Raw genomic sequence first — 16,072 nt, forward strand, 5'->3', positions numbered from 1 at the left:
CAACAATATAATACCTGTAAGGGCAACCTCACGCCCTAGACAAAACACTCATCCTACATCGCGGCCCCTACCAAACTCCTACTTATGCTTGATTCAAAACTCATGCGGAAGCTGGCCTTCCTGTGCTGGTCTGTGCTACTTCTTTCCTGTAGCAAAGGCACAACCATCAGCCCTACAGTTCCGGTTCTTCCCTCAGTCACGGCCGATCCGGCCCAGTATGGTACGCCCTTCACGGAAGTGCCGGATGCGGCCAATGCCACCGTGTATCAGGTTAATATGCGGGCGTTTAGCGCGCAAGGCAACTTCAAGGGCGTACTAGCTCGCCTGGATTCAATCAAAGCCCTCGGCATTAATGTGGTGTATCTGATGCCGATTTACCCTGTTGGTAAGGTCAAGGCATTTGACTCGCCTTATGCCATACAGGACTACCTGGCGGTGAATCCGGAACTCGGTACGCTGGCTGATTTGCGGGCCCTTGTGGATGGCGCTCATGCCCGCCGCATGGCCGTCGTGCTCGATTGGGTGGCCAACCACACCGCCTGGGACCACCCTTGGATAACGGCCCACAAGGATTGGTACCAGCAGGACGCCGCCGGCAACATCAAGAATCCGCCCTTAGGCTGGACCGACGTAGCCCAACTCAACTTCGCCAACGCCTCCATGCGGGCAGCCATGATTCAGGCTATGCGCTACTGGGTATTTCAGGCCAACATTGATGGCTACCGCATCGATTACGCCGACGGACCGACTTATGAGTTTCTCACCGAGGCCGTCAGCAACCTGAACTCCATCAGCACGCACAAGCTGCTCCTGATTGCGGAAGGCTCGGATAAGACCTACTACTTCCAGGCTGGTTTTCCGCTTCGCTATGGCTTCGATTTCCTGGCCACCATGAAAGACATTTTTGCCAAGCGAGCCAGCGTCAAGCTCCTCGATAAGCTCAATGAGGTGAATTATGCCAATGCTCCGGCCGGGGCCCGCATGCTGCGCTACATTTCCAACCACGATATAAACAGCTCGGACGGCACCCCGCAGGAGCTTTTCAATGGTCAGCAAGGGGCTATGGCCGCCTTTGTGGTGGTCGCTTACATGCGCGGCACACCCATGATTTACAACGGTCAGGAAGTAGGATTTCCGGCCCGGCTGCCTTTTATGGGAGCGCGCCGAACGATTGATTGGTCGCTCAACCCGGCCGTTACCAAGGAATACAAAAGCATCCTCCGCTTCCGCAACAGCAGCGACGCCGTGCGCAATGGAGCACTTACCTCCTATAGCAGCGACGATGTGTGCGCGTTCACGAAAACTGTCGGCAACGAGAAGGTCTTAGTGCTGGTCAACCTTCGAAATGCGGCAACAACGTATGGGGTACCCGCTGGCTTGGTCAACTCACCTTGGCTAAATGCTTTAAACGGTCAGCCTTTGATGTTGAGTACGCAGCTTATTTTACAGCCGTATCAGTACCTGATTTTGCGCAACTAGTTCTATCCAGCCGAAAGGAAATAAATGATGTTTACACAGTCGCACTGACACAGTTACATAGTTCGATTTATATTCTATCATCGAAAAAATCAGTATGAATTTAAATCCAAGGTTATTGCACTTAGTTGCTTTGTTAACGTTTTACTTAATGGTTCACTCTGTTAAAGGTCAATATAAAAAGTCTCCACTTGAAATTCGAACAGACAGTTTAGTTGCAGAGTTGCATAAGCGAAGGGTAGATTCAATATGCGTTTATAGAAGCTATTGTGTTGGATGTAGAGGAAGCAGGATTACAGAAGACTCATCCTGTTCATCTAAAGGAGACTTTACACCAACCTATGTATTATGGAAACAGCATTCTAAAACCTATCTAACCTATTTAGATAATTGCTCTATTATATCGCCAGTCGTGGTTTATAAAGATATGTTCTGGTCGTACTTGAGTGTTAACTGGAGCGAAATAAATAAAGGTACAATAAAAGATTTTACCACAATAGATAGCGACAGCGGTGAGGCTGAAGTTATTCATCGAAACCATGGAGATAATTATAGTTTTGATTTTATAATAGGGAAGGATACTATCAGTCAATATTACGACCATTTTGCCCTAATCAAGCGAACTATTTTTTTTCACAAGAAGACAAAAAACATTTACTACAAACAAAATAGGAAAAGCCCAATTCGGAAAATTCAATTGCAAATCGATCACGCAATTGTTGAAGCCAGAAAAAGACACTAAACCGAACGGCACCTAATTAATCTTACTATGAATTGCCTAATGAAATATATTATTGCTGGCTGTTTCATAACACTAGCAATCTATTCTACTCAAGCCCAAACGCTGCACTCCCCAACCAAAAAGCTGACGCTCAACTTTCAAGTAAACACGGCCGGCGAGCCAACTTACCAACTCCGATTCGGCGCGAAGCCCGTTATAAAGCCCAGCCGTTTAGCAGTTCTGCTCCAAAACCAACCCGGCTTTGATAAAGGCTTTACCATCGCTAAAATCGACTCGTCGGCGACGGATGAAACGTGGGCGCCGGTGTGGGGTGAGGTGAAGCAGATTCGCAACCGCTACAAGGAACTGGCCGTGACGCTGCAGCAGGCCGCCGCGAAGAATCGGCGGCTGGTGGTGCGCTTCCGGCTGTACGATGATGGACTGGGCTTTCGCTACGAGTTTCCGGCTCAGCCGGGCTTCACCTACTTCACCGTGCAGGAGGAAAAAACCGAGTTTAACCTCACCGGTGACCACAAAACCTTCTGGATTCCGGGCGACTACGACTCCAACGAGTACACCTACAGTACCACCCGCTTAAGCGAGATTAATACCACGCCTATTGAGGCTATTCAGCTAAAATCTGCCCCCCAGCGGGTGCAGACGCCGCTGATGCTGAAGACCCAGGACGGGCTGTACGTGAATATACATGAGGCGGCGCTGGTGAATTATCCGGCTATGATGCTGGATGTGGACACCAAAGCGTTCGGTCTAACCAGCCATCTGGTGCCCTCGGCCACCGGAGCGAAGGCCTATCTGCAAGCGCCCGAGCATACGCCGTGGCGCACGATTGTGGTTAGCGACAAAGCGCCCGAGGTACTTGCCTCCAAGCTCATTCTGAACCTAAACGAGCCGAGCAAAATAGCTGATACGGGCTGGATTAAGCCCCAGAAATTTGTGGGCGTGTGGTGGGAAATGCACGTAAACAAAGCCAGCTGGAACTACGCCGACACTAGCAACATCAAGCTGGCGACTACCGACTGGAGCAAGCTGAAACCCAACGGTCGCCACGGCGCCAACACCGCCAACGTGAAGCGCTACATCGACTTTGCCGCCAAGCACGGCCTGCAAAGCGTGCTGGTGGAAGGCTGGAACGTGGGTTGGGAAGACTGGGCCAATAACTGGAAAGAGGAAGTATTTGACTTCGTGACGCCCTACCCCGACTTCGACGTGCAGGAGTTGCAGCGCTACGCAGCCAGCAAGGGCGTGAAGCTGATGATGCACCACGAAACGTCCAGTTCGGTGACCAACTACGAGCGCCGCCAAGAAACCGCCTTGCGCTTCATGAAAGAGCACGGCTACGACGCCGTGAAAACCGGCTACGTGGGCCGCATCATTCCGCGCGGCGAGCACCATGATGGGCAATGGATGGTGAATCACTACAACCGCACCGCCGCCAACATGGCCCAGCAGCAGATTATGGTGGATATGCACGAGTCGGTGCGGCTGACGGGCCTGCACCGTACATACCCCAACTGGCTGGCCTCAGAAGCTGCCCGCGGGAACGAGTTTAACGCCTGGAGCACCGGCAATCCGCCCGAGCACGAAACCATTCTGCCCTTCACCCGCCTCATGGGTGGGCCTATGGATTATACGCCGGGCATTTTCCAAATCAAGCTCGAACCTTGGAATCCGAAGGCCAACAAAGGCCGCCAAGTACACACGACATTAGCCAAGCAGCTGGCCCTGTATGTGACCATGTACAGCCCCGTGCAAATGGCCGCCGACTTGCCCGAAGCCTACGAGCAGCACCTCGACGCGTTCCAGTTCATTAAAGATGTGCCCGTGGATTGGGACGACACCCGCATTCTGGCTGCCGAGCCAGGCGAATACATCATCACGGCCCGCAAAGCCAAGGGCAAAGACGAGTGGTACCTGGGCGCCATCACCGACGAGCGGGCCCGTCGCCAGACCGTAAAGCTGGACTTTTTGCCCCCCAAGGCCCGATACACTGCCACCATCTACGCCGATGGCAAAGATGCCGACTGGGAAAAGAACCCCATGGTTTACCAGATCCGGCAAGTACTGGTAGACAGCCGCACGCAACTTCCGCTACAACTGGCTCCCGGCGGCGGCACAGCCATCAGCCTAAAACCCGCAACAAAAGAGGAGCTGCGGAAGCTGAAGAAGCAGTAACTCAAGGAAAAAGCCCCCAGAACACATCTGGGGGGCTCTTTTAGTTGCAAACTTGATAGCGAGGTCACCTTATTTCTTACCGCCAATATCCGCTAACAGCTGCTGATTCAAGCGAACGTACTCCTCTTTAATTGACGGCGTTTTTTCCGCTTTTACCAGTTCCAACGACTGCTTGGCAGCGGCTGTGGCTTCGTCGGGGCGCTTGGCTTTTTGCAGCACGCGAGCCTTCCAGTAATAGGCGTAGTAGCTGGGCTGCTGCTTAATGGAAGCATCCAGCCAGGTGAGGGCTTGGTTGAGGTCTTTATTATTGTTGTAGTAATACTGTGCGGCAGAGATGTAAGGCTTTTTTTCGCCTTGCATAGCCTGCGCAATCTGGGCTTCTACCTGCGCATCTGAGTCGGCGGTGAGGGGCACGCTTACCTGGGTTTTGTCCCAGCGCAGGGTGAGGTCGGCGGCGGATGGCTTCAGGTTTTCCAGGGTCAGGCTCATGGTTTCGGCGGGGTCGCGCAGGGTTACAGGCACGGCTTTTACTCGCACCACGTCCATTTCGGGCTTGTAGGTGTAGGCGCCCCACTGCGCGGTATCCCGATTCAGAATCAGCGTCCACTCCTTGGGGCCCGGAATGCTGAACAAGGCGTAGGTGCCCGCTGGCACGGTTTGGCCACCAAATTTTACTTCTTCCCCGAAGCGAATTTTAGTATTGGTGTTGGCGCCCGTGCGCCACACCTGGCCGTAGGGCTCCAGCTTGCCAAAAATTTCGCGGCCTTTCTTGGAAGGGCGCGAGTAGCTCAGCTCCACGAAGGAAACCGAGAAATCCTGACGGATGCGCACGGCCGGACTAGCTACCGGAATTCGGAGTGTTTGCTGGGCTTGGGTGTGGGTGCTAGCCGCTAGCGAACCAGCCAGAAATAGCAGGAATGGAAAGCATAAACAAGGTTTCATGGGTGAGTGCTTGAGAATGTGGGAACAGGTTGAATATAGTAACCAGTGAATTAAAAGAGTTGCTTGTGCTGAATGATTTAGCGAAGTAAAAAGGAGGTTTTAAATGCGGTAGAGACGCAAGATTTTGCGCGTCCTCGTTGAACGACAGACTTAGCGCTATTCAGAAATAACATCCTCTGCAACGAGGAAACGCAAAATCTTGCGTCTCTACCGCGTCATGACTTTTGGCAGAATAATTTGCTTCCTGCATCGCGCATCGGTTTGGCTGTGTCTCTTGCCTTCAGATCTTAAAAAAAAGCCCCCCAGACAAGCATCATTTCACATCTTGCGGCTTGGGCCTTACCTTGGGGGTTCCTACGCTTTATATTTTTCATGAGAATTCTCAAGTTTGGCGGCACGTCCGTCGGGTCGGCGGCGCGGATGCATTCGGTGGCCGACCTCATTCAAAGTTCCGAGCCGCGCATTGTGGTGTTGTCGGCCATGTCGGGTACAACCAATTCGCTGGTTGCTATTGCGAAGCTGCTTTTTGAAGGTGAAATCCAGGCCGCTACGTCTCAGACCGAGATTCTGCGTCAGCACTATATGATGGTGGCCCGCGAGCTGCTGCCCGAGCCAGCCGTAGCCGAAGAGGCTATAAGTCAGCTAAGTACCAGCTTCAAAACCATCTTCAATCTGATGCGTCAGCCCCTGTCGACCTCGGGCGAGCGGGTGATTCTGGCCCAGGGCGAGCTGCTGAGTACGCTGCTGTTTCACCGCTACCTGACGGCCGTGCGCGGGCAGGATGCGGTATTGCTGCCCGCTTTGGAATTCATGCGCCTTGACACCAACGACGAGCCCGACGACGCTTACATTCGGGAGCATCTGGCCCAGCAATTAGCCCCCCACGCCGGCCAGAAGCTGTTTATCACGCAAGGCTACATCTGTCGTAACGCTAAGGGCGACATCGACAACCTCAAGCGCGGCGGCTCCGACTATTCCGCTTCGCTTATCGGCGCGGCGGCCAGCGCCGACGAAATCCAGATCTGGACGGACATTGATGGCTTACACAACAACGACCCACGCGTGGTAGAAGGCACCTACCCTATACGCGAGTTGTCGTTTGATGAGGCGGCCGAGCTGGCATATTTCGGAGCTAAAATTCTGCACCCCAGCTCAGTGCTGCCCGCTCGCCAGTACAATATTCCAGTGCGCCTGCTCAACACGATGCAGCCTGAAGCGCCCGGCACGCTCATTTCCAGCAAAACCGGCTCGGAGGCTATCAAGGCGGTGGCGGCGAAAGACGGCTTAGTGGCTATCAAGATCAAGTCGAGCCGAATGCTGCTGGCGCACGGCTTTCTACGCAGCGTGTTCGAGGTTTTTGAGCGCTACCGCACGCCCATCGACATGATTACGACGTCAGAAGTGGCCGTGTCTTTAACTATTGATGATGCCACGCACTTGCAGGAAATCCTGACTGAGCTGCGCGATTTTGGCAACGTGGAAATTGATGAAAATCAGACCATTATCTGTTTGGTTGGTAATCTGATTCAGGAAAACCACGGCTCGGCCCGGCTGGTGTTCAACGCGCTGGGCGACATTCCGCTGCGGATGATTTCCTACGGTGGCTCGCCCAATAATATCAGCCTGCTGGTACACACCGCTGATAAAACGCGGACGTTGAAGGCGTTGAACGCGGGGCTGTTTCAGCGGTAGATTTTCTCTTCAACGATGGGCCTCATCCCCTAGCCCCGGTTCGCTTCATGCGCGAAGTCCTAGGGGATGAGGCCCATCGTTGCTTATCACTTTTTATAATGTCTTTCTCTCTTTCCGGCGAGCTTCTCTCCCGCCCTACGCCTTTTTATCACTACGATCTGGGCTTGCTCACGCGCACGCTTGAAGCTGTGCAGCAGGCGGCGCGGCCGCGGGGGTTTCATGTGCATTATGCCCTGAAAGCCAACGCCAACGAGCCCATTTTGCGCCTTATTCAGCAGCACGGCCTTGGGGCTGATTGCGTGAGCGCCAACGAAGTACAGCGCGCCCTCGACACCGGATTTGCCCCCCAGGACATTGTATTTGCGGGCGTTGGCAAAACGGACGCGGAAATCAACCGGGCGCTGGCGGCGGATATCTGGTGCTTTAATGCGGAGTCGGCGGAGGAGTTGGTGGTGCTGAACGAGCTAGCTGGGGGGCAAAATCGGCGGGCGCGGGTGGCGCTGCGCGTGAACCCGAACGTGGACGCGCAGACCCATCACTACATCACGACGGGCCTAGAAGCCAACAAGTTCGGGATTGGCCTGGGTGATCTGCCGGCGGTAGTTGAACAGCTACCCAGCTTGCCGCACCTGGAGCTGGTGGGTTTGCACGCGCATATCGGTTCGCAAATCACTGATTTAGCGGTGTTTGCCGAGCTTAGCCAGAAGCTAAACGAGCTGCAAGCTTGGCTCGAAGAGCAAGGCCACCACTTACCGCACCTCAACGTGGGCGGCGGTCTGGGCATCGACTACAACGACCCCGACACCAACCCTATTCCCGACTTCGAGGCCTACTTCCGCACCTTCGAGCAGCACCTGATCCGGCGGCCGGGCCAGCAGGTGCACGTGGAGTTAGGCCGCGCCATCGTGGCGCAAAGCGGCACCCTGGTAAGTCGGGTGCTGTACGTGAAGCGCAGTCAGCAAACCCAGTTCGCCATCCTCGACGCGGGCCTCACTGAGCTCATTCGGCCGGCTTTATACGGTAGTCATCATCACATTCAAAACCTCAGCAGCCAGGGCGAAATTCAGCCCTACGACGTGGTAGGGCCCATCTGCGAGTCGTCAGACACATTTGGACGCGCGGTTCCTTTGACTGAGACGAAGCGCGGTGACCTGATTGCGCTGCGTTCGGCGGGAGCCTATGGCGAGGTGATGAGCTCGGCTTATAACCTGCGGGAGAAGGCCGAGGCGGTATACATCTAGAAGAAAATATCATATCACTAAAAAAGCCCCCAGAGCTACTCTGGGGGCTTTTTTAGTGATATGATCGAAAACGGATAAGAGCTTACAACCTTCGTAGCGTTTGCCCATTGTCTTAAAAAAATCAAGCTGATCAGTATCCTCTCCCTAATACCACACGGTCCATTTGCCTAAGGTCTCATGCTGCTTGAAATATGGCAGCAGCCACTGTCTTTCGGGGTTTAGCTCGCCTTTCACGATGAGTACGGGGCGTTGCTGGAGCATCCAGTCGAGGGCGGGCCGCTGGGTGGAGTCACTGAGGTAGATCAGGTTTTGTTGCCACCGCCGATTGGGCTCAAACTGCGTTTCGCGGTTGAGGTTGTGGTTGCCGTCGTTGAGAGAAACGGGAATTTTGCCCAGCTCGAACGCTAGGGACGGCAGCAGTTCATTGTACACCAGCACAGGCTGTTGCGTAAGCTGGCGCTGGCGCAGCAACTCAGCCAGCGGACGTGTGCCGTTGGCGGCCAGCTCATTTTGGTGCAGAATGGGCTTAGCGGCCAGTAGCAGCGTAAGCGTGAACATGACAGCCGCCGCCAACAAACGGGGCGCTACACGTACCTGCTCCCAGAGCGTGAGCGTAATAACCAGCACCACCACGCCCGCCGCCGGCACCGCCGCCGCCATAGGACGCAGGGCGAAAGGCAGATCCAGCACCCCGGCAAACGCAGGCGCCAGGCATAAAATGGCCAGCAGGAAGCCGAAGAAGGCTACAATTCCCACGTACCAGCGAAACAGCGCCGCCTCTGTGCACCGCCCCAGGTAATACACCGTTAGCAGGGCCATGCCGGGGAATATCGGCAGCACGTAAAGCAGCAGCTTGGAGCTGGACAAGGAGAAAAAAAACAACGGCAGCAGTACCCAGAAGATGAGCACATTGCGCCAGAGTTGAGGCACGCTTTCCCAGCCAGTACGCACGGCCAGCACTACCAGCGCTACCGACCACGGCAAACTGGTGGCCGGGGCCAGCACCAGATAAAACCACCACGGCTTGGCCCGGCCAAAAGTGTTAGGATTGGCAAAGCGCTCCACGGTGTGCTCAAACAGAAAATACCGGATAAAGGCTGGATTCTCGGCTATGAGGTACAAATACCAGCTGAGCCCGACCAGCACAAACAACCCGAAACCCAGCGCGTGGTGCACCGTGAAAGGTCGGCGGGCTTGCTTTTGGTCGGCATCTTGCTTGAAGTAATGACTGATAACGGCCATCAGCGGCAGAATAAAGCCGACCGGTCCTTTGGTCAGAAAAGCTAAGCCGAGGCCCACCCAAAACAGGTAGAGCCAGCGAATTTGCCCCCCGGCGTAGTAGCGCAGAATGCCGTAGGCCGCTGCCAGCTCCAGCGTGGCCAGGTAGGCATCGGTGGTTACGTTGAGGGCCGAAATGAGCACCACGGGCAAGGTGCCATAGACGACAGCCGCCGCCAGCGCGCGGGCCCGGTCACCTTTAAACAGCAGCTCGCCCAGCTTGTACATGAGCAGCACTTGCAGCAATACGGCCAGCACCGGCAGAATGCGCACGCCGGCCGCGTGGGGGCCAAAAATAGTAAGTCCCGCCGCCGTGAGCCAGTAGGTAAGCGGAGGCTTATGAAAGTGCTGAATACCGAGCAGGCGCGGGTGCAGCCAGTCGCCGGTGACCAGCATTTCGCGACCAATTTCGGCGTAGCGCGCCTCACTGCTTTCTAGCGGACCCCACGCGCCCAGGCCCACAAAAAATCCCCCCCCGAGGACTAGCAGCCAGAGCCAAAGCCAGGTACGGGAGGTAAGCGGAAGGGGCATAAGCAGGTGATTTGGGAAAGTGGCGGCAACGGTAGCCCAAAGGTAGGGCAAGCTTGGCTCTACAACTAAGTACTGCTTCAGCGGTTCTTAGTTCGTACCATTTACGAGCCCGCCCATGAAAATTCTGCTTACCGGCGCCAATGGCTACATCGGCCAGCGCTTGTTGCCGCTGCTGCTGGAGGCGGGCCACGAAGTGGTGTGTCTGGTGCGCGACCCGCGCCGCTTCAGCACGCCCGAGCGGCTGCGCACCCAGGTCACTGTAGCGCAGGGCGACTTGCTACAGTCCTCCTCTCTGCAAAATTTGCCCCCCGACATCGATGCGGCTTACTACCTGGTGCACTCCATGAGCGGCACCGATCAGGATTTTGTGCAGGCGGAGCGCCAATCGGCAGAGAACTTCACCCAGTATATCAATCGAACGTCATCGCGGCAGATTATCTACCTCAGCGGCATTGCCAATGATCGGGGCTTATCTGCGCATCTACGTTCGCGCAGGGCAGTGGAAACGGTATTGCAAAAGGCCGAAAAAGCGGCTCTCACGGTGCTGCGGGCCAGTATTATCATCGGCTCGGGCTCCGCATCGTTTGAGATAATTCGGGACTTGGTGGAGAAGCTGCCGGTGATGATTACGCCGCGCTGGCTCAACTCCCGCTGTCAGCCCATCGGGGTGCGCGACGTAATGTTCTACCTGACCGCCGTGCTTGACAACCCCGCTTGCCTAGGGCAAAGCTTCGACATTGGCGGGCCTGATGTGTTGACTTACAAGCAGATGCTGCTGGGCCTGGCTGAGGTGCGAGGCTATCGTCGCTATATACTTACTGTGCCCGTGCTCACGCCGCGGCTGTCGTCGCTGTGGCTGTTTTTGGTCACCAGCACCACGTTTTCGCTGGCGCAGAGTCTGGTTGACAGTCTGCGCAATGATACCATTGTGGCGCCCAAGCGCAGCATTTCGCAGGTTATACGGCACGAATGTATGGGCTACGCGGAGGCGCTAAAGCTGGCTTTTACCCGCATCGAGCAGAATGAAGTTATCAGCAGCTGGACCGATGCGCTGAGCAGTGGCGTGATGGAGCGCAACTATATGGACTTCGTGCAGATTCCGCAGCACGGTATGCTCTTCGACCGTCAGGAAATGGCCTTCACCCGCGACCCCGACGAGGTGCTGCAAAACGTATGGAGCATCGGCGGGGAGCGCGGCTGGTACAAAGTGGACTGGCTCTGGCGCGTGCGCGGCCTGCTCGATAAGCTGGCCGGCGGCGTGGGCTTGCGCCGGGGCCGCCGCTCCCCCTCCGACCTGCGCGCCGGCGACCAGCTCGACTTCTGGCGCGTTCTTGTAGCCGACCGCCCCGGCCGCCGCTTGCTGCTTTACGCCGAAATGAAGCTGCCCGGCGAGGCCTGGCTACAGTTCCGTATCGTGCCCGACGAAGCGACGGGCGGCCACCGCCTGGAGCAGCTGGCCGCCTTCCGGCCCCGCGGCCTGGCGGGTCGGCTGTACTGGTATTCGCTGGTGCCTTTTCACTTCATTATTTTCAAAGGCATGGTGGAAAATATCGTGCAATATGGCGCCGCACCCGGCACCACCCGGATTTCTGAGCCAGCGCGTGTTTGATTGATTTGTGAGGCGGCCATGCAAGACAGTAGTAAAAGCCTAAAAGAACGTCATGCGGAGCGAAGCATCTCGCGTGCTGACGTTGCCAACCTACTCCTACTAAACACGCGAGATGCTTCGCTCCGCTCTGCATGACCGCCTTTGATTATAAAACGCGCTCAGTTCAAGCGCCGCACCACCCACATTATCAGACTAAACAACACACTCAGCAGCAGCATCGACACGAACGGCATATACAGCCGAAACCCTGGCCGCTCCACGCGTACGTCGCCGGGCAGGCGGCCGAACCAGCTAAACCAGCTACCGCCACCAAGCCATAAAATGCTCCCCAGCAGTGCCAAACCCAGGCCGAGAAATACAAGTAGTTTACCGATAGGCATAGTGTCAGGTACTGAATTGCCAGCTATGAGTTGCTAGTGTTGAGCTACTTACTTCTTCTCAAACACAAATTCCACCTTATCACCTGCAAGCTGCAAGGCGGCTTCAAACTTCTGGCCGGTGCGCTGGGACGTAAAGCCGCGGATAACGCCCGTTTTGCCCCGGCGCAGGAGCTGCGCAATCTGTGCCTCGGTGAGCGTGCGGCCGCATAGCTCCAGCGGCACCCGAAACTGGCAGTCTTCGCGGAAGCGGGAGCAGCCGTAGGCCGCTTTGCCGCGCAGCATGGTGCCCAGGCGGCACACCGGACACGGAATCTGCTGGGGAGCTTCGGTGGTGGCGGGCTTGCTTTCGGCGGCGCGCACCAGCTCCAGCGTGTGCTGGGGCGTGAGGCGTACGGCCGCATCGAACTTCTGGCCTACGTCGTCGATAAAGCCTTTGATGACAGGCGTACGGCCTTTGCTAAGCAGCGCCGACACTTGCTTGTCCGTCAGGTTTTTGCCTTCAAACTGACCGGGTAGACGCAAGGCGCATCCCTCGCGCCAGCGCGAGCAACCAAAGGCCGTTTTGCCCCGCATGATGTGGCCCTGGCCGCAAGCCGGACACGCACCAAGGCTACCCGGTACGGCTGGCGCTACAGGCTTGGCAGCTGTGGGGGGCATTTTTGCTGCTGACAAAGCCGATTTTTGCCCCCCAGCGACCGCACTGCCCGGCGCACTAACGCTGATGCCGCGCCCCGAGCCATCGGATTTCACTTCCAGCACCATCTCGCGCACCAGCGTTTTCAACTCACCCAAAAACTGCTCGGAATCGAGGTTGCCGGCTTCAATCTGGCGCAGCTTCTGCTCCCACTGCCCCGTCAGCTCCGCCGATTTCAGGGTGGGGTTGCGGATGAGGCCGATCAGCTCGACGCCGGTGGGCGTGGGCAGAATCTTCTTTTTGTCGCGGCGGATGTAGCCGCGCTTGAACAGGGTTTCGATGATGGCGGCGCGGGTGCTGGGACGGCCGATGCCGTTTTCCTTCATGGCCAGGCGCAGTTCGTCGTCGTCCACATTGCGGCCGGCGGTTTCCATACCGCGTAGCAGCATAGCCTCGGAGTATTCGCGCGGAGGCTGGGTTACTTTTTGGTCGAGACGAGGCTTGTGGGGGCCATTTTCGCCTTGGGTAAACGACGGTAATACGGTACTGACCACATCGTCGTCGCCTTCGCCGGCAGCTTTGGGCGCTGAGGGAGCTTGCTGCTTTTCGGGGTCGCCGTACACAATGCGCCAGCCGGGATTCAGAATTTGGCGGCCCCGCACGCGGAACGGATGCGCAGCGGCTTCGCCGGTCACGGTCGTGTTGCTGACTTCGCAATCGGGGTAAAACGCGGCCAGGAAGCGGCGCACAATGATATCGTACACGCTGCTCTCGGAGCCGCCCAGGCCGCCGGCACTCGCGCCCGTCGGGATGATGGCGTGGTGGTCGGTGACTTTGTTATTATTAAAAACCTTGGTCGACTTGCGAATTTTGCCCTCCAGCAAGGGCGCCGTAAGCCCGGAATAGCCCCCCAGGCCGCGCATGATGCCGGCAATTTTGGGGTACTGGTCGTCGGGCAGAAACGTGGTATCGACGCGCGGATAGCTGACGACTTTTTTCTCGTAAAGGCTCTGCACCGTTTTGAGCGTGTCCTCGGCCGAGAGGCCCAGCTGGTTGTTGCACTGCACCTGCAAGGAAGTCAGGTCGAAGAGAGAAGGCGGCGTTTCGAGGGCCTTCTTGATTTCCACGTTGGTGACGGTGAAAATTGCCCCCCGCACGGCTTCTAATGCCACATCGGCTTCTTCCTGACTCACAAAGTAGCCACGCGCTTTCAATCGGGCTTTTTCGTCGGGCTCATCATCATCATCGGCTTTGCCTTTTTTGGGTGGCGCAACGTGACTGAACATGGTGCCCCGATACTCGGTACGCAGCACCCAATACGGCTCCGGCTTGAAGTTCTGGATTTCGTGGTACCGATCGACGAGCAAGGCCAGCGTAGGCGTTTGCACCCGCCCGATGCTCAGCACCTGCTTCTGACCAGCGGCGTATTTAAGCGTAAACAAACGCGTGGCGTTCAGGCCCAGCAGCCAGTCGCCCACGGCGCGGCTCTTGCCGGCCTGGTAAAGGCGGTCGAACTCGGAGCCTTCGCGCAGGTTGGCAAATCCCTGACGGATAGCTTCTTCCGTGAGTGAAGAAATCCAGAGACGCTTGAAGGGCTTGCGGTATTTAGCCTCCGTCAGCACCCAGCGTTGAATGACCTCTCCCTCCTGCCCCGCGTCGCCGCAGTTGATGACTTCCTCGGCGCTGGCCAGCAGGTTTTTAATGACGTTGAACTGGCGCACCACGCCGTCGTCGCGGCGCATAAGCTTGATGCCGAACGAGTCGGGCATCATGGGCAAATCGTGGATGCTCCAGCGCTTCCATTCGGGGCGGTAGTCCTCGGGCTCGCGCAGTTGGCAAAAGTGCCCAAACGTCCAGGTGACCTGGTAGCCATTGCCCTCATAATAGCCATCCATGCGCCGGCTGGCACCGAGCACGTTGGCTATTTCGCGGGCTACGCTAGGCTTTTCGGCAATGCAGACTTTCAAATCGCAGGGTTTCGCTGATTAAATACTGATTTCGCTGGGTGAAGGCAGCGAAGAATCAACAAAGATAACGCGGTAAAAGGTCGCTGACAGGGTCTGTCTGTAGATGAGGATTCAGGAGACCTAAATATAACTCAACCCCAGGTAGTTGCAGCCGTAACTCATCAGTAGCCTGGCCGCTTGCGTTGCTGAGGTTTCACACCGCTCTTTTCCACCTCCAAAACCAACCTTTTCTATTCTATGGAAGCTATTAAAACCAAAGCCTACGGGGCCACTAATTCGATTTTTAACGGCCTCGCGCCCATGGAAATAGAGCGGCACGCACCCCAAGCCGATGAAGTGCACATTGATATTCTCTACTGCGGCGTGTGCCACTCCGACTTGCATCAAGCGAAGAATGACTGGGGAAACACGATTTATCCCTGCGTACCCGGCCACGAAGTAGTGGGGCGCGTGACGGACGTGGGCAGCGCCGTAACCAAGTTTAAAGCCGGCGACATCGTGGGCGTGGGCTGCATGATTGACTCTTGCGGACAGTGCCAGCCTTGCCAGCACGGCGAGGAAAACTATTGCCAGGGACCCGTAAGCTGGACGGCCACCTACAATGGCCCCATGAAACCAGACGGCAGCGGTACCAACACTTTCGGCGGCTACTCAACCAACATGACCGTGAAGGAATCGTTTGTGCTACGCATTCCGGACGGCCTCGATATCAATGCTGTAGCGCCTATTCTGTGCGCTGGCATAACCACGTATTCGCCCCTGAAGCACTGGAAGGTGAAAGCCGGCGACCAGGTAGGTGTAGTAGGGTTGGGTGGCCTGGGCCATATGGCCGTGAAGCTCGCTAAAGCATTGGGAGCCAATGTAACAGCCATCACCACCTCCAAAGACAAGCAGGCAGACGCTGAAGCAATGGGCGCCGACAAAGTGCTGTTCTCCACCGATGCCGACGCCATGAAGCAGCACGAAGCCTCCTTCAGCTTCATTCTTAATACCATACCTGATAAGTACGATATCAACGACTATGTGAACCTGCTCAACTTGGATGGCGCCGTGGTAGCAGTGGGACTACTGGGCGAGTATAAGAAGCCGCTCAACAATATGGATGTCGCCAAGTTTCGGCGCACAGTAGCGGGCTCTATCATCGGCGGCATTGCCGAAACCCAGGAAGTGCTGGACTTCTGCGCTCAGCATAATATTCTGCCCGACGTTGAAATGATTCGGATGCAGGACATTAATAAAGCCTTTGACAAGATGATGGACAAGGAAGTGCGCTACCGCTACGTCATCGATATGCAGTCGTTGAAAGACGCGGAATAGCGGCGGCTTCCACAGACCAAGCTACTCGACGGGCACTCTTAAAAAAAAGCCCCCCAGATGCTGTCCGGGGGGCTTTTTTACTTACCGAAAT

The 16,072-nt window shown here is 56.2% G+C and carries 11 protein-coding genes; 7 read left to right on the forward strand and 4 right to left on the reverse strand.

Going from position 1 to position 16,072, the window contains the following annotated elements; all coding sequences use genetic code 11:
* The first annotated feature begins 84 nt into the window (after positions 1–84).
* From IEW06_RS11045 to IEW06_RS11055, 3 genes are all read left to right on the forward strand, one after another.
* Positions 85–1,479: an alpha-amylase family glycosyl hydrolase gene (locus IEW06_RS11045; RefSeq protein WP_187732580.1), complete on the forward strand. Its 1,395-nt coding sequence runs from the start codon at positions 85–87 to the stop codon at positions 1,477–1,479.
* 148 nt (positions 1,480–1,627) lie between these two features.
* Entirely contained in the window at positions 1,628–2,218 is a 591-nt protein-coding gene (locus IEW06_RS11050; RefSeq protein ID WP_187732581.1) for a hypothetical protein, read from the forward strand.
* Between the two features lie 39 nt (positions 2,219–2,257).
* Positions 2,258–4,390, forward strand: coding sequence for a glycoside hydrolase family 97 protein (locus IEW06_RS11055; protein ID WP_229743109.1), 2,133 nt, complete (start codon positions 2,258–2,260; stop codon positions 4,388–4,390).
* A 69-nt stretch (positions 4,391–4,459) separates the two neighbouring features.
* Here IEW06_RS11055 and IEW06_RS11060 read toward each other — a convergent pair whose 3' ends face one another.
* A complete protein-coding gene (locus IEW06_RS11060) occupies positions 4,460–5,332 on the reverse strand; it encodes a DUF2911 domain-containing protein (RefSeq protein WP_187732582.1) in 873 nt (290 codons plus the stop codon).
* A 372-nt stretch (positions 5,333–5,704) separates the two neighbouring features.
* Here IEW06_RS11060 and IEW06_RS11065 point away from each other — a divergent pair, with 372 nt between their 5' ends.
* Together IEW06_RS11065 and lysA are read left to right on the forward strand one after the other, a co-directional pair.
* On the forward strand, positions 5,705–7,024 hold the full coding sequence (locus tag IEW06_RS11065) for an aspartate kinase (protein ID WP_187732583.1): 1,320 nt from the start codon (positions 5,705–5,707) through the stop codon (positions 7,022–7,024).
* 98 nt (positions 7,025–7,122) lie between these two features.
* Positions 7,123–8,265 (forward strand): diaminopimelate decarboxylase, encoded by a 1,143-nt coding sequence (gene lysA / locus IEW06_RS11070; protein WP_188548283.1) that lies wholly within the window; start codon positions 7,123–7,125, stop codon positions 8,263–8,265.
* A gap of 144 nt (positions 8,266–8,409) precedes the next feature.
* Here lysA and IEW06_RS11075 read toward each other — a convergent pair whose 3' ends face one another.
* Positions 8,410–10,074 (reverse strand): ArnT family glycosyltransferase, encoded by a 1,665-nt coding sequence (locus IEW06_RS11075; RefSeq protein ID WP_188548284.1) that lies wholly within the window; start codon positions 10,072–10,074, stop codon positions 8,410–8,412.
* 115 nt (positions 10,075–10,189) lie between these two features.
* On the opposite strand from IEW06_RS11075, the gene IEW06_RS11080 reads away from it, so the two are divergent.
* Positions 10,190–11,683 carry an SDR family oxidoreductase gene (locus tag IEW06_RS11080; protein WP_187732586.1) on the forward strand — a complete coding sequence of 498 codons (1,494 nt, stop codon included), beginning with the start codon at positions 10,190–10,192 and terminating at the stop codon, positions 11,681–11,683.
* A gap of 158 nt (positions 11,684–11,841) precedes the next feature.
* On the opposite strand, the gene IEW06_RS11085 is transcribed toward IEW06_RS11080, so the two are convergent.
* Both IEW06_RS11085 and IEW06_RS11090 read right to left on the reverse strand, forming a co-directional pair.
* Positions 11,842–12,063, reverse strand: coding sequence for a DUF2905 domain-containing protein (locus tag IEW06_RS11085; protein WP_187732587.1), 222 nt, complete (start codon positions 12,061–12,063; stop codon positions 11,842–11,844).
* 48 nt (positions 12,064–12,111) lie between these two features.
* Positions 12,112–14,664, reverse strand: coding sequence for a type IA DNA topoisomerase (locus IEW06_RS11090; protein ID WP_188548285.1), 2,553 nt, complete (start codon positions 14,662–14,664; stop codon positions 12,112–12,114).
* Positions 14,665–14,901: 237 nt separating this feature from the next.
* Between IEW06_RS11090 and IEW06_RS11095 the strand changes: the two genes are divergently transcribed.
* Positions 14,902–15,981: an NAD(P)-dependent alcohol dehydrogenase gene (locus IEW06_RS11095; RefSeq protein ID WP_187732588.1), complete on the forward strand. Its 1,080-nt coding sequence runs from the start codon at positions 14,902–14,904 to the stop codon at positions 15,979–15,981.
* The last annotated feature ends 91 nt before the right edge of the window (positions 15,982–16,072 follow it).

Source organism: Hymenobacter qilianensis (genome assembly GCF_014638675.1).
Lineage (GTDB): Bacteria > Bacteroidota > Bacteroidia > Cytophagales > Hymenobacteraceae > Hymenobacter > Hymenobacter qilianensis.

Bases quoted from the DNA above. Each gene is read 5' to 3' on its own strand.
- IEW06_RS11055 (WP_229743109.1), top strand. From the start codon at position 2,258: ATGAAATATATTATTGCTGGCTGTTTCATAACACTAGCAATCTATTCT.
- IEW06_RS11080 (WP_187732586.1), top strand. From the start codon at position 10,190: ATGAAAATTCTGCTTACCGGCGCCAATGGCTACATCGGCCAGCGCTTG.
- IEW06_RS11075 (WP_188548284.1), bottom strand. From the start codon at position 10,074: ATGCCCCTTCCGCTTACCTCCCGTACCTGGCTTTGGCTCTGGCTGCTA.
- IEW06_RS11045 (WP_187732580.1), top strand. From the start codon at position 85: ATGCTTGATTCAAAACTCATGCGGAAGCTGGCCTTCCTGTGCTGGTCT.
- lysA (WP_188548283.1), top strand. From the start codon at position 7,123: ATGTCTTTCTCTCTTTCCGGCGAGCTTCTCTCCCGCCCTACGCCTTTT.
- IEW06_RS11065 (WP_187732583.1), top strand. From the start codon at position 5,705: ATGAGAATTCTCAAGTTTGGCGGCACGTCCGTCGGGTCGGCGGCGCGG.
- IEW06_RS11085 (WP_187732587.1), bottom strand. From the start codon at position 12,063: ATGCCTATCGGTAAACTACTTGTATTTCTCGGCCTGGGTTTGGCACTG.
- IEW06_RS11095 (WP_187732588.1), top strand. From the start codon at position 14,902: ATGGAAGCTATTAAAACCAAAGCCTACGGGGCCACTAATTCGATTTTT.
- IEW06_RS11060 (WP_187732582.1), bottom strand. From the start codon at position 5,332: ATGAAACCTTGTTTATGCTTTCCATTCCTGCTATTTCTGGCTGGTTCG.
- IEW06_RS11050 (WP_187732581.1), top strand. From the start codon at position 1,628: ATGGTTCACTCTGTTAAAGGTCAATATAAAAAGTCTCCACTTGAAATT.